An 18628-nucleotide genomic window follows, 5' to 3' on the forward strand; every position below is an offset into this window, starting at 1 on the left:
ATTTAGCGTTCTCGCGGTTAGCAATCACAGCATGGCCGAAGATCCGGCCGATGCGTAACCATGGCCGGCTGCGCCGATTTGTTGTGTACGCCGAAGCGACATGCCGCCGGCCAGCCCCTGGCTATTGCAGTAAGCTGCCCGAAGCTTGCGGTTGCAAGCCGTCGAAATGGAGTTCCCGCCAACGATTGGGAGTTGTGCCCTCCCATTCGCGGAAGGCACGATAAAAGGAACTCGCGTCCTGATAGCCGAGCAGGTAAGCTACCTCATCAATATCGGCCGAAGGATCCGACAAAAGTTGCCGGCCGAGTTCCTGGCGCGCGTTGACGAGGAGCTCGCGGAAACTCTTGCCCTCCTCAGTGATGCGCCGCTGCAACGTGCGTTCGCTCATCCCAAGCTCGCGCGCAATGTCGGAAAGCTCCGGCCTGCCGCTTGCCAGGCTTCGCTTCAATACGACCTTCACCTGCTCACTGATCGAGCTTTGCGCGCTAAGCTCACCGAGTGCGGCGGCAAGCGCGGGCGTGAGGATGTCGAGAAGCTCGGGGTTGTGGCCTGGAAAGGGACGATCGAGATCGACGGAACGCAGGACCAGCAAGTCGCGCGCTGCCCTGTAGCGGACCGGACATCCGAAATAGCTCCGATGCGCGCCGCTCTTATCGTCGGGACGCGTGACGTCGACTCGGAGGGGGACAAGATGCTGCCCCGTTCCCCGCCGGCCGAGCTCGACGAGAAAGGTAAAGGCGACGTCGGTGGCGACTGCAGGCGTCGGCTCGTTGGCGTAAAGCCACTCGGAACTTATCGTGCATTCGCCGTTCTCGTCGGCAACATGCAACTGCTCGGGCGAGCAAAGTCGTTTAAAGCGAGCAATCCGGGCGATGCCGTCGCGATAGTTCCGCGCGTGGAACGCGGCGAGCGTGGAGGGCGGGTGGATCGCGGTGTCGGCGACCTCGACCAGCCGGATGCCTAGAGCCGGTTTCGCGTAGAGTTCCTCGAGGGCCCTCCACAGCGCGAAATATTGCGCGGTCGTGACGAAGGCCTGATCGTTGAGATGAAGGGTGACGGGAAGGCGGGCCTGCCGCAACACAGCCGACGCGGGCAGGCCAAGACGCTCCACGGCGCGCCAGAATGCACGAGGCACCTTGCATTTGTCGCCTGGGACGCCGCTCATGCCCGGTCTCCTTTGGTCGCAGAGCCCTGCGCCGTTCACCGCATCTGGCTGAGGATAAGCCGGTCGAACATGCGATCGCCCAACCACTTCCTGACGCCGATCATCATTTTTGCATATTTGCCGGCGGCGTAGCGCGTCCGCGGCCTGGCCGAACGCACGGCCGTCGAGACCACATCGGCGATGACGCGTGGGTGGCTGCCAAGCCCATGGCCGTAGCTCGCTTTCGTCGTCTTCGCCACCACTTGGGCCACCTTTGCATAGGCGCTGCTACCGGATCGCTTCAAAAGCCCGTCCGCGACGACATCGCCGAATCCGGTTTCGATGAGGCCCGGCTCGACGACCACGACCTTGATGCCGAAGGGAGCGAGCTCGAGCCGGAGGCTATCCGACCAGCCTTCCAGCGCATGCTTGGTTGCGTGATACCACGCGCCGAGCAGGGTATAGATCTTGCCGCCCATCGAGGTGATGTTGACGATTGTGCCTGCCTTCTTTCTGCGCATTGCCGGCAGCAGGAGCTGCGTCAGGCGGGCCGGGCCAAAGACGTTCACCTCGAATTGATAGCGCGCCTCGTCGATGCCGATATCCTCGACCGGCCCGTAGAGCCCGAAACCCGCATTGTTGACGAGGACATCGACGCCGTCGACCTCGGCGAGGATGCCGGCGACGGCCGCGTCGATCTCTTCGTTTTTGGAAATATCCATGCGCAGCGGGCGTGCCCCAAGCGCCGCGAGGTCTTCCATCTTGTCGGTCTGGCGCGCGGCCACATAGACTTGGAAGCCGTCCTGGATCAGGTGCTTTGCGATTTCCTTGCCCATGCCCGACGATGCGCCAGTCACGAGAGCTGTCTTTTTCTGTCGGTCAAACATGATTGCCTCTCATCTTGCTTGACCAGAATCTAGGATCGGAGCCCTGCCTGTTCATTGACGAAGCACGCCATGTCAGTAGCAAATTACGCCAAACACGTCGCGCCTACAGCCGCAAACAAGTTGATGCTCGCGCTCGGCGGGATCGCTATCAGCTGGCGTTTCTTACGCAGTGGAATTCGCGGCAACAAACGCCTGGCGCTTAGCCTCAAGCGCCGTGAAACGCTTCAGAAATGCCGCCTGCGCCCAGGTCACCGGGCGTGGCGTGAAGTCGAAGCGGTCGGCGGAAAATCCGCGCGGCCGGCCGAAATATTCGGTCGCCTCGGCCGTCGAGAAGCCAGCCAGCAGCGTCGCCTCGTAATAGGCGGCAATCTGGTCGGCGCGCTTGATGTCCTTGCGCAAGGCGGCGCCGAGCTCGGCCGGCAGCGAAAAACGCAGATGGATGGCGCGCTGCAGCCTGAGCTCGCAATCCTTGTAGGAGCCGCCCATCACCGACTTGAAGGGCGAGATCATGTCGCCGATGACATATTCGGGCGCGTCGTGCAGCAGCGCGGCAAGCCGCGCCTCGGCGGACGCGGCCGGCACCAGCTCGCCATAGAGCGCCTCGACCAGCAGCGAATGCTGCGCCACCGAAAAGGCGTGCTCGCCGCTGGTCTGGCCGTTCCAGCGCGCGACGCGGGCAAGTCCATGCGCGATATCGGCAATTTCGATGTCGAGCGGCGAGGGGTCGAGCAGGTCGAGCCGGCGGCCGGAGAGCATGCGCTGCCAGGCGCGCGGCGGCGCTCCGGCCCTGTCGGCCGCCATCAGGCCTCCTCCGCGCTGACCGCGTCCTGCGGGAAGGTGAATTTTGCCCAGGCCGGGATGGCGAGCATGATTGCTGTCTCGCCGGCCATGATCGCATCGCAGGCATCAAGCGCAGCCTTGACGCGGTCGATGCGGGCGATGGCGAGGCCGCGTCCGCCGCTTACCGAACCCAGAGTGCCGACGGTCCGGCCATTGACAGTCACCTCCGTACCGCTCGGGGGCAGGGGACTCTCGGCGGTGGCGATCAAAACGCGGCGTCGCGCAGTGCCGCGATGCTGCATGCGCGAGACCACTTCCTGTCCGACATAGCAGCCTTTCTTGAAGCCGACGCCGCCGGTTTCGTCGAGCAGAACGTCATGCGGGAAGGCGTCGCCGAGCTGGTAGTCGGAACCGCTTTCCGCGATGCCGTTGGCAATGCGCAGCGCCCGCCAGGCGTCGACGTCGCCATCATGCGCTGCGCCGCCGTAGACACGCCTGACCGCGACATCGCGGAAGCGGGCGTCGATAAGCGCCGTTGATTGAGCCCCGGTTGAATCGAAAGGTGAGCCGGTTGAATCATCGCCCCATGCAACCGTGAAAAGCGCCTGATCCTGCTTGGCAATCTCCGCCTTTGCCCTTAGCCGGTAAAGCATCAGCCGGCGCACGAAATCGTCGGCGATGTCGGCCCGGCATTCCAGTTGGAAGCCGTCGCCGCCGGCCCGCGAGATCAGGAAGTCGAACAGGATCTTGCCTTGCGGCGAAAGCAGCGCACCTGGCTTTGCCTCGCCGGCGCCGAGCGCGTCGAGATCCGTCGTGAGGATGTTCTGCAGGAAATGCTCGGCATCCGGGCCTGACACGGAAATGAGCGCGCGGTCTTTCAACTGGGCAAAGGGCATGAGCGGCCTGATCTTGCAAAAATGATGGTCATTACGTAAGCCGGCCTCACTCCCCCCGCAAGAGATTGGACCAGTCCATGGCAACCACCTTCGACCTCATCCTGACAGGCGGCACGGTGGTCAACCATGACGGCGAAGGCCGGCGCGACGTTGGCGTGAGGGCGGGGCGCATCGCCGCGATAGGCGATCTCGGCCAGTCGTCGGCCGGCGAGACGATCGACTGCAAGGGCCTGCACATCCTGCCCGGCGTCGTCGACAGCCAGGTGCATTTCCGCGAGCCGGGCCTGGAGCACAAGGAGGATCTGGAAACCGGTTCCCGCGCGGCGGTGCTGGGCGGCGTCACCGCCGTCTTCGAGATGCCCAACACCAATCCCCTGACCATCAGCGAGGCCGCCCTTGCCGACAAGGTGCGGCGCGCGACGAACCGCATGCATTGCGACTTCGCCTTCTGGGTCGGCGGCACGCGCGACAATGCCGGCGATGTTGGCGAGCTGGAGCGGCTGCCGGGCGCTGCCGGCATAAAAGTGTTCATGGGCTCGTCCACCGGCGATCTGCTGGTCGAGGACGACGAGGGCGTCGCCTCGATCCTGCGCAACACACGCCGCCGTGCCGCTTTCCACTCGGAGGACGAGTTCCGCCTGCGCGAACGGCTTGGGCTCCGCGTCGAGGGCGATCCGTCGTCCCATCCGGCCTGGCGCGACGAGATCGCGGCGCTGCGCTGCACCGAGCGCCTGGTGCGCATCGCGCGACAAACGCGCGCGCGCATCCATGTGCTGCACGTCTCGACGGCCGAGGAGATCCTTTTCCTCGAACAGCATAAGGATGTCGCCACCTGCGAGGCGACGCCGCATCATCTGACGCTCTCGGCGGACGACTATGCGCGGCTCGGCACGCTGCTCCAGATGAACCCGCCGGTGCGGGCCGCGCGCCACCGCGACGGCGTCTGGCATGGTATTTCGCAGGGCATCGTCGACGTGCTCGGCTCGGACCACGCGCCGCACACGCTGGCCGAGAAGGCAAAGCCTTATCCCGCCTCGCCGTCGGGCATGACAGGCGTGCAGACGCTGGTGCCGATCATGCTCGACCACGTCAATGCCGGGCGGCTCACCCTGCAGCGCTTCGTCGATCTCTCAAGCCACGGCCCGCAGCGCATCTTCGGCATGGCGCGGAAAGGCCGCATCGCAGCGGGCTACGATGCCGATTTCACCGTCGTGGACCTGAAGCGCCGCGAGACCATCACCAATGCTCAGGCAGGCTCCAAGGCAGGCTGGACGCCCTATGACGGCAGGCAGGTCACCGGCTGGCCGGTGGGCACCATCGTGCGCGGCAACCGGGTCATGTGGGAGGGCGAGATCGTCTCGCCCGGCCGGGGCAGGGCGGTAGAATTCTCCGAGGCGCTGCCGGCTTAAAGGCTCTCAATCCCCGGCGACGAAAAACAGCCACTGACCGGTCGGCGTGATGCCGACGCGGTAGAAGATGTAGGCGCCGAACTGCTTCATGTCGTCATAGTCGCTCGCGGTGACGAGCTTGAACAGCTCGACGCGTTGCCTGGGGTCGAGCTTGTCGAGCGGCAGCGCGAAGAAATACGGCCAGACATAGAGCTCCTGCGGCGTGCCGGTGTCGACATGGACATAGCCGGCGCTGAGCACCTCTTCCAGAATGGCGAGGATCTCCTGGCCGTCGCTGTCGCCGGATAGGCCCTTGAGGAAGGTGATCGGGTCGCCGTCGATGTCGCCGAGCGACAGCTGCGTCATGGAATCGCCCGAGCCGATCAGCGGCCGGAGTTTTTCGATATCGCCGGTCTTGCAGGCCTCGATGATCAGGCCGTGCATGCGCTTGACCGGTTCGGGAAGCTTGTCGAGGTCGTAGACGACCGGCGGTGGCGGCGCATCCGGATCGGCGCGCGGGCTGGTGATGCCGCCGCTGCCGGTTGGCGCCTCGGGCTCGCTCTTGTCCGTATCGTCGGCCGGCTGGCCGTTGTCGGAGGGTTTGGTGCCGGGCGGGACCGGCATCGGCACGGTGGTTCCCGGAACGGCCGTGTCGTTACCGGCAGGCGGCGTGATCGGAGAAGGCAGGTCCTGGCGCTGGATCTCGCTCAGCGCGTGGGATGGCGTGCTGGCGAGGCACAAGCCCAAAGGAAATGCCAGGCTGGACGCAGCGATCCACATGCCGACTGCCCAGGCGCGCTGGCGGCCTGCCAATAAAAATTTCACCCCTTGCCTCTCCATGGTTCCCGGGCTCGCTCGGTCCGGACAGCGTTGAGCTGTTAAGGCACCGGCGCATGATGCCCAAATCGCGCGTTGCCGTCAAAAGTCGCGCTCAGAAAGCACGCGGGCGACGGCGTATTGAGATTCAGGTCAAGCCGTGCCGGAGTCGAGGACCGGCGCGAAGCAACCAAACTGGACCGAGAACCGGAGCGGAGCGTACTTGAGTACGTGGGCACCGGCCTATGCCGGCCGTAGCCTTAACTGCCACGCAACCCTCATTTCATCGATGCTTCGGCCGGCGAAGGCCGGAAGCGCAGGAAACCGACATCTGCAGGCCGGCCTGAATCTCAACACGCCTTAGTGCTTGAGCCGCTCCGGCTCGAAGGCGCCCGAGATCACCTTTTCCCGCATGCGGTCGAGCAGGGCAAGCGCGGAGGTCTCGCCATTGGCGCGCAGCATTTCGCCAAAGGCGGTTTCGAGGGCGGCTTCGGCGATGATTTCGGGCTCGATGCCAGCCGACAAGCCTTCAGCCCAGGCTTCGCTGTGGCTTTCGACTGCGGTCAGGCGCTTTTCTTCCCTGACCAACGCGTCGATGTCGCTGACACCATGTTCCATTGCGAGTCCACCTTCTTCAAGCGGCGATCCGGCGGTGGATCGGGCTTGACCTGTCCGTTCGTCGGCAGCCTCAGATAAGTCATTGTAAATACGACATTTTTACGGTCGAAATCTACATTTCGAGCAAGGCTGCGCTCAATCCGTGCCAAGTTTAGCCGATTAGACCGGCTTGCGGCATTAAAACCTTCAGTTTGAGTTAATTCCGCATTTGCGCACTAACGTTTCATTAACATTGTTGCACAAGCGCAACAGATGATTGCACCAAGGCGCGGCCGGACACAATAAGGCGCGTCACATTGGAGCCGATTCCCTCAAATATGTGCGCAACCGGATAGTCGCAGCCTTTGGGCTGATCCTCAGTTCCCGTAGCGGGAAGCGATGTCGCGCGACAGCGTCTCGCCCTCCTTCATGTAGCGGGCAATAGCCTCGGTGGCCGAGGGCGTGCATTGCGTGTAGGTGCCGCTGAAGGAACGGTAGCCGCGGTTGAAGGAGGCGATGAAGCGGGCGCGCCGCTCGGGGTCCGGGTTTTCCGATTCGAGCAGCTTTTCCATTTCGACCCGCCACTGGTCGCCCTTTTCGCCGCACAGATTGCGCAGGAAATGCAGCGAGCCCAGCACCTCGGCGAGCCGCATCAGCCCGGGCTCGAACGGCGCATCGGTGGCCAACGCCGGCCGCGCCGTGACCACCATGCTGATGGCAAGGCATGCGGCGAGCAGGGGAGAGGCACGGGTCATCAGGGCCTTGCAATGGAAGAGCAAGGCTTTGTGGCGAAACATTTTGTCGCCCGCAAGGCTATTGTGAGTGGTCGCCGCTGGAGCCTTGCCCAGGTCCGAGCAATTCCTCGGCAACTTCAAACACGTCGCCCGCGAGCGGCATCTCCGCCATTTCCGCCAGCGTGTAGAAGGCCGCCGTCTCGGCATCGTCGCTTGCCGCCGGCTCGCCGCCAACATAGGCCGCGCCGAACACCGTCAGTAGATAGTCGACGGCGTGATTCTCACTGCTGCCGTCGATATGGATGTCGCGCAGCGGACGGTAGTCCTTCGCCTCGAGCCCCGTTTCCTCCTCGAGCTCACGCGCGACGGCCTGCACCAAAGTCTCGCCCGCCTCCACCTTGCCGCCGGGATAGGCATAGAGCCCTTGCGAGGGTGCTCGCGCCCGCTTGACCAGCAGCACAGTCTTGCCGCGCACGACGGCGACGGAAACAGCCGGGACTATCTTGCGTGGTTTCATGACGTGTCGAATGCTCTCGCAACCTGTTGTGGATCGACTGGCCGCGCTCAGCATTAGCGGTTGCAGCGCGGCGGTTCCATCGCCACTTTTGTGGCGCCTCATTCGAAGAGCCCCAGATCCATGTGCGGACGCTTTGCCCTGACCGCCACGCCGGACCAGACCGCCGCCCTTCTCGGCCTGGCGGAGCTGGAGGAATTTCCGGCCCGCTACAACATCGCCCCGACGCAGCCCGTGCTGATGGCGCTGGCCGGTCCGCCGCGCGCGCCGGGCTCCAATTTGCCAGACCGACAGGCGATGCTGGTGCGCTGGGGCCTGATACCCGCCTGGGTCAAGGACACGAAAGAGTTTCCGCTGCTCTTCAACGCCCGCTCGGAAGGCGTATTGGAAAAGGCCTCGTTCAAGACCGCCATGCGCCACCGCCGCGCCCTGGTGCCGGCCTCCGGCTTCTATGAATGGCAGCAGTCGGGCAGCACGAAGGGCCAGCCTTACTGGATCCGGCCGAAGCGCGGCGGGGTGATCGCCTTCGCCGGCCTGGTCGAAACCTATGCCGAGCCGGGCGGCTCCGAAATGGATACCGGTGCGATTCTTACCACGCGCGCCAATGCCGGCATCGCCCATATTCACGACCGCATGCCGGTGGTGATCGAGGAGCGCGACTTCGCCCGCTGGCTGGATTGCCGCACGCAGGAGCCGCGCGACGTGCTCGATCTGTTGAAGCCCGCCGAGCCCGATTTCTTCGAGGCGATCCCGGTTTCCGACCTCGTCAACAAGGTCGCCAACACCGGGCCGGAGATTCAGGAGCGGGGCGCCGTCGGGCCACAGCCCGAGAGGGTCAGGCGCCAGAAACCCGGCGCGGACGATAACCAGATGACCCTGTTCTAGCGAAAGCTGCTTCCGGAGGCCTTCATCTCCAGGGCACGCATTGGGCGTCGCCCTCATTACCGGCGCCTTATGGTCGAAGACCGCGCCGGTCGCGCCCTTTCAGGCGGCGCGCGGCGAAACGATCTTCTGCGCCGGCTTCTTCTTCTTCGCAGTGTGAAGAAGGGCTGCAACGATGGCCGCCGGGCCGATCGCCCGGTAGTGCTTGGTGAGCGGCTGTTGCGCCGGTCGGCTCTGTTCCTGTTTGCTTCGTGGCATTGTTCTCTTCCCTGGTAACGTTTTCGTGTCCCGCGTTTGCCGGTCGATTCGGACCAAATCGTGACACCCGGCGGGTCTAGCCGGCGAATGTTTCATCACTGTGCCGACATGTTTAATAAAATGTTTCGGCCCGTCTTTACCTGTGATCCGACGACATCTTTCCCGAGTTGAGCGACTTGACTGCAACACCTGCGGGCGCGATAAAGCCGCCCATGAAAACGTCTTTCGCCATTTGTGGCATTTGCATTATTGGCTAGCCTCGCGCTGGTCCGGACGTTTTCGCCTTATCTTCCCCTAGATTGGACAAACGCCCCGGCCAGCAGGCTGGAGCCCGATTTGCGCCTTGGCGCAAGAAAGGTTCCATTCAAGTCCAAGGGATTCGGAAGGGCACGCATGTCTGACGCATCGAGGGGCCTCAGCCTCTACAACACGCTAACGCGGACGAAGGAACGATTCATCCCGATCGATCCGCTGAACGTGCGCATGTATGTCTGCGGCCCGACCGTCTACGACTTTGCCCATATCGGCAATGCGCGGCCGGCGATCGTCTTCGACGTGCTGTTCCGTTTGCTGCGCCAACTCTACGGCGAAAACCACGTCACATATGTGCGCAACATCACGGATGTCGACGACAAGATCAACGCCCGGGCGCTTCGCGATTTCGGCGCGGAGATCGAAGCAGGGAAGCTCACGCTCAACGACGCGATCCGCAAGGTCACCGAAAAGACCGCCGACCAGTACCATAAGGACGTCGCGGCGCTAGGCTGCCTGGAGCCGACCTTCGAGCCGCGCGCCACCGAGTTCGTCGCGCCCCGCGCTGACGGCAAGGCCGACATGCTGTCGCTGATCAGGCAGTTGATCGAGCGCGGCCATGCCTATGTCGCCGGCGGCGAAGTGCTGTTCGACACCGCCTCGATGCCGGATTACGGCGAACTGTCGAAGCGCAATCTCGACGAGCAGCAGGCCGGCGCCCGCATCGCGGTCGATGAGCACAAGAAGAACCCCGGCGATTTCGTGCTGTGGAAACTCTCGAGCCCGGAAGAACCGGGCTGGGAGAGCCCGTGGGGCAGGGGCCGGCCCGGCTGGCACATCGAATGCTCGGCGATGTCCGCCGCCTATCTCGGCGAGGTCTTCGACATCCATGGCGGCGGCCTCGACCTGATCTTCCCGCACCACGAGAACGAGATCGCGCAATCGCGCTGCGCCCACGGCACCAAGGTCATGGCCAATGTGTGGATGCACAACGGCTTCCTGCAGGTCGAGGGCCAGAAGATGTCGAAGAGCCTCGGCAATTTCTATTCCATCCACGAGCTGCTGGAGACGACCACCTTCGGTGGCCGCAACTGGCCGGGCGAGGTGCTGAGGCTGGCGATGCTGATGACGCATTACCGCGAGCCGATCGACTTCTCCGTGCGCAAGCTGGAGGAGGCGGAGAACACCCTGCGCAAATGGAAGCGCGCGGCGGACCTGGCGCCCGTGGCGGCAAAGGATCTGCCAGCCGAGGTGGTGGAGGCTTTGTCCGACGACCTCGCCACCTACGCCGCCTTCCAGCGCCTGACGCAGCTCGCCGGCGAGGCGATCGAGTTCAGCGGCGCCGGCGAGAACGGCGCCGCCGCTTCGCTGAAGGCGGCGCTGGCCTTTCTGGGTTTCGATGTCGGCGCGGCTCAGGTCGATGAGGCGGCGATCGCCAAGGCCATCGCCGACCGCCTGCAGTTCATCGCCGCCAAGAACTGGGCCGAAGGCGACCGCATCCGCGACGAGCTATTGTCGCAAGGCGTGCAACTGAAAGACGGCAAGGACCCTGCCACCGGCCAGCGCGTGACGACTTGGGAGATCAAGCGGTGAGGGTGGTTGGGCGATTGGCGAAAGCCGCGATGACGGCTGATCTCCCCCCTTGCGGGGGAGATGTCCGGCAGGACAGAGGGGGGCGCGAAGGAACGCCAGCGCTTGAGCTTTCCCGCTCTCACTCCCGCCATTTCCTGAGAGCGCAGCGCTCTCTGGTTGCTACGCCGGCGGGACAGTACCCCCCTCTGTCCTGCCGGACATCTCCCCCGCAAGGGGGGAGATCGGACGTCGTTTGCGGTTTCGCCAGTCTCCAGCGTGGAGTTGCGTAGCCATGGGTCACGACCTCGTTCCATCTCGCCAGCGCAAGAACGCCAAATCGATGCGGCGTGCGATGACCGATGCCGAGCTGAAGCTTTGGAACGAGTTGCGCGCCCATCGGCTGATGGGAATAAGCTTCCGAAGGCAGGTGCCGATAGGGCCTTACATCGTTGACTTCGCCTGCTCGGGTCATCGTTTGATTGTTGAGGTCGACGGCAGCCAGCACGCCGACGCGGAGCACTCGCGGCACGATGAGGCAAGGAGCGCCTACCTAAGCGCCAGCGGCTGGACCATCCTGCGCTTCTGGAACGATGACGTGATCCGCGATATCGACAATGTCTGTCAGCACATCGTGATTGCGGCCGGCTTGGCCGGCGCCGACGTGCCGGAACCAGCGAGGGAGGTAGTTCCATGATCGACCATCTCGGCATCAGCGTTTCCGATTTCGAAAAGTCCAAGGCCTTCTACGACAAGGCGATGGCGCCGCTGGGTGCTTCGCTGCTTTACATGGTGCCGGAAGAGTATACCGGCGGCGCCAAGGTCGGCGGTTATGGCCGCGAGCGGCCGGTGTTCTGGATGAGTGTGGGCAAGGAGAAGCCGAAGGACCGCCAGCATGTGGCTTTCACCGCGCGCAGCCGCGCCGAGGTCGATGCTTTCCATGCCGCGGCGCTTGCCGCCGGCGGCAGGGATAATGGCGGGCCGGGCCTGCGTCCGCATTATCACCCGAATTATTACGGCGCCTTCGTCTTCGATCCCGACGGCAACAATGTCGAGGCGGTCTGCCATGATCCGGAGTGAGCCCGTGGTTCGGCCCAGGAAACGGAGTGAGCGATGAGCCTCGACAACCGGCCGGTCTATACGGGCGGCTGCCAGTGCGGGGCGGTGCGCTTCCGCGTCGAGGGCGCGCTGGGCGATGCCTCGGTCTGCCATTGCCGCATGTGCCAGAAGGCGAGCGGCAACTTCTATCTGCCGCTGGTCTCGGTGCGCGGCGCCAAACTCGACTGGACGCGCGGCGAGCCGAAGCGCTTCCGCTCTTCCAGCGCGGCCTGGCGCGGCTTCTGCGCCGAATGCGGCACGCCGCTGACCTTCGAGGCGCCGGACGGCACAGCACTTGCGATCGCCGCCTTCGACGATCCGACCGGCATCGCGCCTACGATCCAATGGGGCGTCGAGGCGAAGCTGCCTTATGTCGATGGCATTCCGAAACTGCCGTCCGAGGAGACGATGGGCGATGTCTCGTCAGCGCCTTATCTCGCCGAGCTCGTCTCCTATCAGCATCCAGACCACGACACCGACCAATGGCCGCCGGAGGAAAAACAATGACCGATGAAGTTCGAACAGGCGGTTGCCAATGCGGCGCCGTGCGTTTCCGCATCAAGGGCAAGCTTGGCCGCCCGTCGATCTGCCATTGCCGCATGTGCCAGAAACAGTTCGGCAATTTCTTCGGCGCGCTGGTGATGGTGCCCAAGGACGGCGTCGAATGGACCCATGAGGAGCCGAGCTATTTCCAGTCCTCGGTCAACATCGACCGCGGTTTCTGCCGCCGTTGCGGCACGCCGCTGACTTACCGGCAGCCGGGCGCGCTGGAGATCGCCATCGGCGCCTTCGACGATCGCTCGGATCTGGCGCCGCAGATTCAGGTCAACTACGCGGTGCGGCTGCCCTGGGTGGAGAAGATCTTCGAGGCGCCGATCCACGACGACCCCGATTACTATCGACGGCAGGAGCAGATCATCTCCTTCCAGCATCCAGACCACGAGACGGCCAACTGGCCGCAGCAGGGCTTGAAACTATGACGATCCACAGCAGTTCCTTCCGCACGCTCTATCCGGAGATCGAGCCGTTCGAGACCGGCATGCTCGATGTCGGCGACGGCCATACCATCTATTGGGAGCGCTGCGGCACGAGGGGCGCCAAGCCCGCCGTGTTCCTGCATGGCGGTCCGGGCGGCACGATCTCGCCGAAACACCGGCGCCTGTTCGACCCGAGACTCTACGACGTCATCCTGTTCGACCAGCGCGGCTGCGGAAAGTCGACGCCCAATGCCTCACTCGAAGCCAACACCACCTGGCATCTGGTCGCCGACATCGAGCGGCTGCGCACAAACTGCGGCTTCGACAAATGGCTGGTCTTCGGCGGCTCCTGGGGCTCGACGCTGGCGCTCGCCTATTCCGAGACGCATCCGGAGCGCGTCAGCGAGCTCGTCGTGCGCGGCATCTACACGCTCACCCGCGCCGAGCTCGAATGGTATTACCAGTTCGGCGTCTCCGAGATGTTCCCCGACAAGTGGGAGCGGTTCCTGGCGCCGATCCCCGAGGCCGAGCGCGGCGACATGATGGCCGCCTACCGCAAGCGGCTGGTGGGCTCAGACCGCAAGGCTCAGGTTGAGGCCGCCCTTGCCTGGAGCCTCTGGGAAGGCGAGACGATCACGCTGTTGCCGGAGCCGGAGACCAGCACGCCGTTCGGCCAGGACGACTACGCGGTCGCCTTCGCCCGCATCGAGAACCATTACTTCGTCCACGCCGGCTGGCTGGAAGAGGGGCAGCTGCTGCGCGACGCCTGGAAGCTCAAGGACATTCCCGGCACCATCGTCCACGGCCGCTACGACATGCCGTGCCCGGCGCGCTACGCCTGGGCGCTGCACAAGGCCTGGCCCAAGGCGGATTTCCACCTGATCGAGGGCGCCGGCCATGCCTATTCGGAGCCGGGGATTCTGGATCGGCTGATCCGCGCGACGGATAAGTTTGCAGGGAAGTAATTGATGTACGGCGTCCCGTCACACCCCCCTCTGGCCTGCCGGCCATCTCCCCCGCAAGGGGGGAGATTGGATGTCGCCTTCGCTTTCGCCAATCGCCGACGTTGCAGGACGAGCGCCGTCGGCAAAGCTGCCGATCTCCCCCCTTGCGGGGGAGATGGCCGGCAGGCCAGAGGGGGGTGCTCAAGCGCCTTGCCACGATGAAAAAACAAAGACTTTTCCTCTTCGACACCACCCTCCGCGACGGCCAGCAGACGCCGGGCATCGACTTTTCCGTCGAGGACAAGATCGCGATCGCCAAGCTGCTCGACGAGTTCGGCATCGACTATGTCGAGGGCGGCTATCCGGGCGCCAACCCGACCGACACCGCCTTCTTTCAGGAGAAGCGGACGGATAGCGCGAAATTCGTCGCCTTCGGCATGACCAAGCGGGCAGGCGTCTCGGCTTCCAACGATCCAGGGCTGGCGGCGCTCGTCCAGTCGAAGTCCGACGCCATCTGCTTCGTCGCCAAGAGCTGGGACTATCATGTGCGTGTCGCGCTCGGCTGCACCAATGAGGAGAATCTGGAATCGATCAAGGCCTCGGTCGAGACGGCCGTCGCTGCCGGCAAGGAGGCGATGGTCGACTGCGAGCACTTCTTCGACGGCTTCAAGGCCAATCCTACTTACGCGCTGGCCTGCGCCAGGACCGCCTATGACGCCGGCGCGCGCTGGGTGGTGCTGTGCGACACCAACGGCGGCACGCAACCTTCGGAAGTGCGCGCCATCGTCGAGAAAGTCATCGCCGGCGGCATCCCGGGCGATCATCTCGGCATCCACGCCCATGACGACACCGGCCAGGCGGTGGCGAATTCGCTGGCCGCCGTCGAAGCCGGCGTGCGCCAGATCCAGGGGACTCTTAACGGTATCGGCGAGCGCTGCGGCAACGCCAACCTGATCTCCATCATCCCGACGCTCTCGCTGAAGCCGGCCTTCGCCGACCGCTTCGAGACCGGCATTTCGGCCGAGGCGCTGACCGGCATTTCGCGCCTCTCCCGCGCGTTCGACGAATTGCTCAACCGCGCGCCGGAAGCGCAGGCGCCCTATGTCGGCTCGTCCGCCTTCGCCACCAAGGCCGGCATCCATGCCTCCGCGCTTGCCAAGGAGTCGGCGACCTACGAGCACGTGCCGCCGGAAGCGGTCGGCAACCGCCGCCGGGTCATGGTCTCCGACCAGGGCGGCAAGGCCAATTTCCTCGCCGAGCTGAAGCGGCGCGGCATCGATGTGCCGAAGGATGATCGCCGGCTCGACGCGCTGATATCGGTCGTCAAGGAGCGCGAAGCCGAGGGCTATGCCTATGAGGGCGCCGACGCCTCCTTCGAGCTGCTCGCGCGCAAGATGCTGCATGGCCTGCCGGAGTTCTTCACCGTCACCTCGTTCCGCTGCATGGTCGAGCGCCGCTTCGACGCCAACGGCAATTTGAAGACCGTCTCCGAGGCGATCGTGAAGGTCGAGGTCGACGGCGAGGAGAAGATGTCGGTGGCCGAAGGCCACGGCCCGGTCAATGCGCTCGACATCGCGCTGCGCAAGGATCTCGGCAAATACCAGAGCGAGATCGTCGACCTCGAGCTCGCCGACTTCAAGGTGCGTATCCTCAACGGCGGCACCGAGGCCATCACCCGCGTTCTCGTCGAATCGCATGATTCCACCGGCGCCCGCTGGTGGACGGTCGGGGTCTCGGAAAACATCATCGACGCCTCCTTCCAGGCGTTGATGGATTCGATCATCTACAAGCTGATGAAGAACCGCGAGATGGCGGGGCTGGTCGCGGCGGAGTAGGGCTGAAAGATGACTCGGAGGCCGAGGGACAGCACCCCCCTCTGGCCTGCCGGCCATCTCCCCCGCAAGGGGGGAGATCGGATGTCCCTTTGGCTTTCGCCAATCGCCAACGTCGCAGGAAGGAACGCTGCGAGCGGAACTGCCAATCTCCCCCCTTGCGGGGGAGATGGCCGGCAGGCCAGAGGGGGGTGGGAAGGAACGAGGCGTTTGCGGCTGTATGCCGCTTCACCCCTTGAACCATCACCGAAAGTCCATTGATCCATCATAATTTTGCGATGGTGTTGCCCATCCGGCTGGGCCATAGCGTTGGGCCATGGTCACCGCAACAGCCAATCTCGATGCCGATAACAAGGCCCGCCGCGGCTTCCTGCTGGCGCTCGGCGCCTATTTCCTGTGGGGGCTGTTGCCCTTCTACATGAAGGCGGTGGCGCATCTGCCGCTCGCCGAGGTGATCGCCAACCGCGTCGTCTGGTCCGTGCCGATCGCAGCTTTCGTGCTGATCTGGGCCGGCCGCACCGCCGATTTCAAGGCCGCGATCCGCTCGCCGAGGAGCATCAGCATGGCGGCGCTGACGGCGGTGCTGATCTCGCTCAACTGGGGCATCTATGTCTGGGCGATCGCGGTCGACCGCACCGTCGAGACCGCGCTCGGCTACTACATCAACCCGCTGGTCAACGTCGTCGTCGGGGCCGTGCTGCTCGGCGAGCGGCTCGACCGGCTGCAGATCGCGGCGGTGGCGCTGGCCGCGATCGCGGTCACGGTGCTTACTGTCGAGGCCGGCAAATTGCCCTGGGTGTCGCTGGCGCTCGCCTTCTCCTTCGCCGCCTACGGTTTCTTCCGCAAGACGCTGCCGATCGGCCCGAGCCAGGGTTTTCTGCTTGAGGTGCTGCTGCTGTCGGTGCCGGCGCTCTGCTACATCGCCTATTTGATCGCCACCGGGCAGGACCATTTCATTTCCAGCACCGCAAAAGACACCGCGCTGCTGATCGGCTGCGGCCCGATCACCGCGGTGCCGCTTCTGCTCTTCGCCTTCGGCGCCAGGCTGCTGCGCCTCTCCACCATCGGCATCATGCAGTATATCGCGCCGACCATGGTGTTCCTGATCGCGGTGCTGATCTTCGGCGAGCCGTTCGGCTCCACGCAGGCCATCGCCTTCGCGCTGATCTGGACGGCACTGGCCATGTACAGCTGGTCGATGTTCAGGGGCCGCGAAGCTCGCCAGCCGGCTCCCGCAACGAGGTAGTGGCTCGATGTACGTTCTGCATATCGGCAACAAGAACTATTCGTCCTGGTCGCTGCGGCCGTGGGTGCTGATGCGCACCCTCGGCATTCCCTTCGAGGAGCGGCTGACGTCGTTCCCGACCGGATCGAGTTTCAGCCTCTTCCGGGCGTTCTCGCCGAACGGCCGCGTGCCCTGCCTGGTCGACGATGGCTGGGCGGTCTGGGATTCGCTCTCGATCGTCGAATATCTGGCCGAGCGCCATCAGGGCGTATGGCCGGCGGACGGCAGTGCGCGCGCCTGGGCGCGGTCGGCCGCCGCCGAAATGCATTCGAGCTTCACCGCGCTGCGTAACCTCTGCCCGATGAGCTGCGGCGTGCGCGTCGAGCCGTTCCCGATGTCCGACGCGCTGAAGCATGATCTCTTCCGCCTCGGTGACCTCTGGAATGACGGCCTCGCCCGTTTCGGCGGCCCGTTCCTGGCCGGCGACCGCTTCGGCGCCGTTAATGCCTTCTTTGCGCCGGTGACCTTCCGGGCGCAGTCCTATGGCTTGACGTTCGAGGGCGCTGCCGCTGCTTATCCGAAGCGGTTGCTCGATCTCCCCGCCATGCGTGAATGGTACGCGGCCGGCCTTGCCGAGACATGGCGCGAGCCCGATCACGAAGCCGAAATCCGCGCCGCCGGCACCCTCGTCGAGGATCTGCGCGCAAGCGCGTAAGGCGCTAACCGCGCCCCAGTCGCCGCACGATCATGTAGACGATACCGGCGATCGCGATCGATATCGCCGTCACCACCCAGAAACCCAGCGGCGTATCGACCAGCGGCAGCCCGCCGACATTCATGCCGAACAGGCCGGAGATGATGGTCATCGGCAAAAGCACCGCCGTCATGACCGAGAGTATGTAGAGCAGCTGGTTCGACTGCTCCGTCAGCTTCGCCATCAGCTCATCCTGTAAAAGCCGGGTTCGCGCCTGCAGCTGCTCGCCGTCGTGGTGCAGTGTGTGCGCCCGGTTCGACAGGCGTGTGGCCATATCGTTGATCGGATCAGGCAGGTCGTCGCGGTGCGAATGGTCGAGATGGCGGAAGAGGTTGGTGAGTGTCGCCATCTGCCGGTGGACGATCACCAGATGCCGGCGCGCATCGACCAGCGCCTGCCGCTCGCTGTGCCATGCGTCGACGACGATACGGTCCTCGATGCCGTCCAGCGTATCGCCCATCTTGTCGAGCTCGCCCGCCATGCCGTCGAGCGACTGGCCCACCACGGCCTCGATGAGCTCGGCCGGCGAGCGGAATTTGCGCGTTCCGCTCTCGACCAGCTTGCGGATTTTGTCGACCGACTCCAGCGGCTGCTTACGGGCCCCGATCAGCATTTTCTCGTTGAAGGCGAAGCGGAAATGGGTGAGCCCGCGCGCCTCGGCGAAGTCGTGCCGAAGGTCGGGCAGATCGCCGTAGAGGAAGTCGTCCTCGAAATCGATATGGCAGCCATGGCTGGGGGACAGGAAGGATTCGCGCACGGGAGCCGGCAGCGCCTGCTCGGCGCCGATCTCCTGGCGGGCCCGCATGTCGGTGATCTGGTAGCTGCGCCACGTCCAGCGCGCCTCCGCCGGGTCCTTGGTGCGCAGGCCGTCGGCGGTGAAATGGTAGATGAAGAAAAGACCATGCTCGTCGGGCAAATAGGGCGAGAGGTCGGTGCCTTCGTTGGGGACAGCGATGTTCATGGCGGCTTCGCCGGCTCTTGGTGCGGTCGGGGTCGCAGGGGGCGGCCGGGCGGCTTTCTAGCACGCGCGCCCGATTTTCGTGTGACGGTTCGATGACGGCTGGGCATCAGGCGTAAGGGG

The 18628-nt window shown here is 64.5% G+C and carries 21 protein-coding genes; 11 read left to right on the forward strand and 10 right to left on the reverse strand.

Translation table 11 applies throughout. The features are described 5' to 3' along the window. Window positions 1-121: 121 nt before the first annotated feature. The 4 genes from RFN30_RS02735 to ygfZ form a co-directional block, all read right to left on the reverse strand. On the reverse strand, window positions 122-1165 hold the full coding sequence (locus tag RFN30_RS02735; protein WP_320260590.1) for an AraC family transcriptional regulator: 1044 nt from the start codon (window positions 1163-1165) through the stop codon (window positions 122-124). A 35-nt stretch (window positions 1166-1200) separates the two neighbouring features. Next, complete coding sequence (locus RFN30_RS02740; RefSeq protein ID WP_320260591.1) at window positions 1201-2031, reverse strand: oxidoreductase; 831 nt, start codon at window positions 2029-2031, stop codon at window positions 1201-1203. 162 nt (window positions 2032-2193) lie between these two features. Continuing rightward, a complete protein-coding gene (locus RFN30_RS02745; RefSeq protein WP_320260592.1) occupies window positions 2194-2832 on the reverse strand; it encodes a YfbR-like 5'-deoxynucleotidase in 639 nt (212 codons plus the stop codon). Further along, entirely contained in the window at window positions 2832-3707 is an 876-nt protein-coding gene (gene ygfZ, locus RFN30_RS02750; protein WP_320260593.1) for a CAF17-like 4Fe-4S cluster assembly/insertion protein YgfZ, read from the reverse strand. Before ygfZ ends, RFN30_RS02745 begins: the two co-directional genes overlap by 1 nt. Window positions 3708-3784: 77 nt before the next feature. Between ygfZ and RFN30_RS02755 the strand changes: the two genes are divergently transcribed. Next, the gene (locus RFN30_RS02755) at window positions 3785-5116 is read left to right on the forward strand and encodes a dihydroorotase (RefSeq protein ID WP_320260594.1); all 1332 of its coding nucleotides are present in this window, start codon (window positions 3785-3787) and stop codon (window positions 5114-5116) included. 6 nt (window positions 5117-5122) lie between these two features. On the opposite strand, the gene RFN30_RS02760 is transcribed toward RFN30_RS02755, so the two are convergent. The 4 genes from RFN30_RS02760 to RFN30_RS02775 form a co-directional block, all read right to left on the reverse strand. Then, window positions 5123-5875 (reverse strand): hypothetical protein, encoded by a 753-nt coding sequence (locus RFN30_RS02760; RefSeq protein ID WP_320260959.1) that lies wholly within the window; start codon window positions 5873-5875, stop codon window positions 5123-5125. 396 nt (window positions 5876-6271) lie between these two features. Further along, window positions 6272-6529: a hypothetical protein gene (locus RFN30_RS02765; RefSeq protein WP_040972051.1), complete on the reverse strand. Its 258-nt coding sequence runs from the start codon at window positions 6527-6529 to the stop codon at window positions 6272-6274. A 356-nt stretch (window positions 6530-6885) separates the two neighbouring features. After that, entirely contained in the window at window positions 6886-7263 is a 378-nt protein-coding gene (locus RFN30_RS02770; RefSeq protein WP_320260960.1) for a TIGR02301 family protein, read from the reverse strand. 58 nt (window positions 7264-7321) lie between these two features. Next, a complete protein-coding gene (locus tag RFN30_RS02775) occupies window positions 7322-7759 on the reverse strand; it encodes an NUDIX hydrolase (protein ID WP_320260595.1) in 438 nt (145 codons plus the stop codon). A 120-nt stretch (window positions 7760-7879) separates the two neighbouring features. On the opposite strand from RFN30_RS02775, the gene RFN30_RS02780 reads away from it, so the two are divergent. Continuing rightward, complete coding sequence (locus tag RFN30_RS02780) at window positions 7880-8641, forward strand: SOS response-associated peptidase (RefSeq protein ID WP_320260596.1); 762 nt, start codon at window positions 7880-7882, stop codon at window positions 8639-8641. 99 nt (window positions 8642-8740) lie between these two features. On the opposite strand, the gene RFN30_RS02785 is transcribed toward RFN30_RS02780, so the two are convergent. Continuing rightward, window positions 8741-8896, reverse strand: a complete 156-nt coding sequence (locus tag RFN30_RS02785) for a hypothetical protein (RefSeq protein ID WP_126094908.1) — start codon at window positions 8894-8896, stop codon at window positions 8741-8743. Window positions 8897-9289: 393 nt separating this feature from the next. Between RFN30_RS02785 and cysS the strand changes: the two genes are divergently transcribed. The 9 genes from cysS to RFN30_RS02830 all read left to right on the forward strand — a co-directional run bounded on the left by cysS (window position 9290) and on the right by RFN30_RS02830 (window position 17508). Further along, window positions 9290-10741 (forward strand): cysteine--tRNA ligase, encoded by a 1452-nt coding sequence (gene cysS / locus RFN30_RS02790; protein WP_320260597.1) that lies wholly within the window; start codon window positions 9290-9292, stop codon window positions 10739-10741. Window positions 10742-11012: 271 nt separating this feature from the next. Further along, entirely contained in the window at window positions 11013-11414 is a 402-nt protein-coding gene (locus RFN30_RS02795; protein ID WP_320260598.1) for an endonuclease domain-containing protein, read from the forward strand. Further along, window positions 11411-11797 (forward strand): VOC family protein, encoded by a 387-nt coding sequence (locus tag RFN30_RS02800; protein WP_320260599.1) that lies wholly within the window; start codon window positions 11411-11413, stop codon window positions 11795-11797. The genes RFN30_RS02795 and RFN30_RS02800 overlap by 4 nt, the downstream gene beginning before the upstream one ends. A 33-nt stretch (window positions 11798-11830) precedes the next feature. Then, on the forward strand, window positions 11831-12322 hold the full coding sequence (locus RFN30_RS02805) for a GFA family protein (protein ID WP_320260600.1): 492 nt from the start codon (window positions 11831-11833) through the stop codon (window positions 12320-12322). Next, the gene (locus RFN30_RS02810) at window positions 12319-12795 is read left to right on the forward strand and encodes a GFA family protein (RefSeq protein ID WP_320260601.1); all 477 of its coding nucleotides are present in this window, start codon (window positions 12319-12321) and stop codon (window positions 12793-12795) included. Before RFN30_RS02805 ends, RFN30_RS02810 begins: the two co-directional genes overlap by 4 nt. Next, window positions 12792-13757: a prolyl aminopeptidase gene (pip, locus tag RFN30_RS02815; protein WP_320260602.1), complete on the forward strand. Its 966-nt coding sequence runs from the start codon at window positions 12792-12794 to the stop codon at window positions 13755-13757. Before RFN30_RS02810 ends, pip begins: the two co-directional genes overlap by 4 nt. A gap of 197 nt (window positions 13758-13954) precedes the next feature. Beyond that, window positions 13955-15571, forward strand: coding sequence for a citramalate synthase (cimA, locus tag RFN30_RS02820; protein WP_320260603.1), 1617 nt, complete (start codon window positions 13955-13957; stop codon window positions 15569-15571). A 313-nt stretch (window positions 15572-15884) separates the two neighbouring features. Continuing rightward, window positions 15885-16814 carry an EamA family transporter RarD gene (gene rarD / locus RFN30_RS02825; protein WP_320260604.1) on the forward strand — a complete coding sequence of 310 codons (930 nt, stop codon included), beginning with the start codon at window positions 15885-15887 and terminating at the stop codon, window positions 16812-16814. A gap of 7 nt (window positions 16815-16821) precedes the next feature. Continuing rightward, a complete protein-coding gene (locus tag RFN30_RS02830) occupies window positions 16822-17508 on the forward strand; it encodes a glutathione S-transferase N-terminal domain-containing protein (RefSeq protein ID WP_320260605.1) in 687 nt (228 codons plus the stop codon). Window positions 17509-17512: 4 nt separating this feature from the next. Here the strand turns inward: RFN30_RS02830 and RFN30_RS02835 are convergent, their stop codons facing one another. After that, window positions 17513-18508, reverse strand: coding sequence for a transporter (locus RFN30_RS02835; protein WP_320260606.1), 996 nt, complete (start codon window positions 18506-18508; stop codon window positions 17513-17515). Window positions 18509-18628: the final 120 nt, after the last annotated feature.

The organism is Mesorhizobium dulcispinae (genome assembly GCF_033977345.1).
GTDB lineage: Bacteria > Pseudomonadota > Alphaproteobacteria > Rhizobiales > Rhizobiaceae > Mesorhizobium > Mesorhizobium dulcispinae.

What these genes read in the sequence shown, in the direction of transcription:
- RFN30_RS02735 (WP_320260590.1), bottom strand. Translation starts at nt 1,165, where the DNA reads ATGAGCGGCGTCCCAGGCGACAAATGCAAGGTGCCTCGTGCATTCTGG.
- RFN30_RS02740 (WP_320260591.1), bottom strand. Translation starts at nt 2,031, where the DNA reads ATGTTTGACCGACAGAAAAAGACAGCTCTCGTGACTGGCGCATCGTCG.
- RFN30_RS02745 (WP_320260592.1), bottom strand. Translation starts at nt 2,832, where the DNA reads ATGGCGGCCGACAGGGCCGGAGCGCCGCCGCGCGCCTGGCAGCGCATG.
- ygfZ (WP_320260593.1), bottom strand. Translation starts at nt 3,707, where the DNA reads ATGCCCTTTGCCCAGTTGAAAGACCGCGCGCTCATTTCCGTGTCAGGC.
- RFN30_RS02755 (WP_320260594.1), top strand. Translation starts at nt 3,785, where the DNA reads ATGGCAACCACCTTCGACCTCATCCTGACAGGCGGCACGGTGGTCAAC.
- RFN30_RS02760 (WP_320260959.1), bottom strand. Translation starts at nt 5,875, where the DNA reads ATGTGGATCGCTGCGTCCAGCCTGGCATTTCCTTTGGGCTTGTGCCTC.
- RFN30_RS02765 (WP_040972051.1), bottom strand. Translation starts at nt 6,529, where the DNA reads ATGGAACATGGTGTCAGCGACATCGACGCGTTGGTCAGGGAAGAAAAG.
- RFN30_RS02770 (WP_320260960.1), bottom strand. Translation starts at nt 7,263, where the DNA reads ATGACCCGTGCCTCTCCCCTGCTCGCCGCATGCCTTGCCATCAGCATG.
- RFN30_RS02775 (WP_320260595.1), bottom strand. Translation starts at nt 7,759, where the DNA reads ATGAAACCACGCAAGATAGTCCCGGCTGTTTCCGTCGCCGTCGTGCGC.
- RFN30_RS02780 (WP_320260596.1), top strand. Translation starts at nt 7,880, where the DNA reads ATGTGCGGACGCTTTGCCCTGACCGCCACGCCGGACCAGACCGCCGCC.
- RFN30_RS02785 (WP_126094908.1), bottom strand. Translation starts at nt 8,896, where the DNA reads ATGCCACGAAGCAAACAGGAACAGAGCCGACCGGCGCAACAGCCGCTC.
- cysS (WP_320260597.1), top strand. Translation starts at nt 9,290, where the DNA reads ATGTCTGACGCATCGAGGGGCCTCAGCCTCTACAACACGCTAACGCGG.
- RFN30_RS02795 (WP_320260598.1), top strand. Translation starts at nt 11,013, where the DNA reads ATGGGTCACGACCTCGTTCCATCTCGCCAGCGCAAGAACGCCAAATCG.
- RFN30_RS02800 (WP_320260599.1), top strand. Translation starts at nt 11,411, where the DNA reads ATGATCGACCATCTCGGCATCAGCGTTTCCGATTTCGAAAAGTCCAAG.
- RFN30_RS02805 (WP_320260600.1), top strand. Translation starts at nt 11,831, where the DNA reads ATGAGCCTCGACAACCGGCCGGTCTATACGGGCGGCTGCCAGTGCGGG.
- RFN30_RS02810 (WP_320260601.1), top strand. Translation starts at nt 12,319, where the DNA reads ATGACCGATGAAGTTCGAACAGGCGGTTGCCAATGCGGCGCCGTGCGT.
- pip (WP_320260602.1), top strand. Translation starts at nt 12,792, where the DNA reads ATGACGATCCACAGCAGTTCCTTCCGCACGCTCTATCCGGAGATCGAG.
- cimA (WP_320260603.1), top strand. Translation starts at nt 13,955, where the DNA reads ATGAAAAAACAAAGACTTTTCCTCTTCGACACCACCCTCCGCGACGGC.
- rarD (WP_320260604.1), top strand. Translation starts at nt 15,885, where the DNA reads ATGGTCACCGCAACAGCCAATCTCGATGCCGATAACAAGGCCCGCCGC.
- RFN30_RS02830 (WP_320260605.1), top strand. Translation starts at nt 16,822, where the DNA reads ATGTACGTTCTGCATATCGGCAACAAGAACTATTCGTCCTGGTCGCTG.
- RFN30_RS02835 (WP_320260606.1), bottom strand. Translation starts at nt 18,508, where the DNA reads ATGAACATCGCTGTCCCCAACGAAGGCACCGACCTCTCGCCCTATTTG.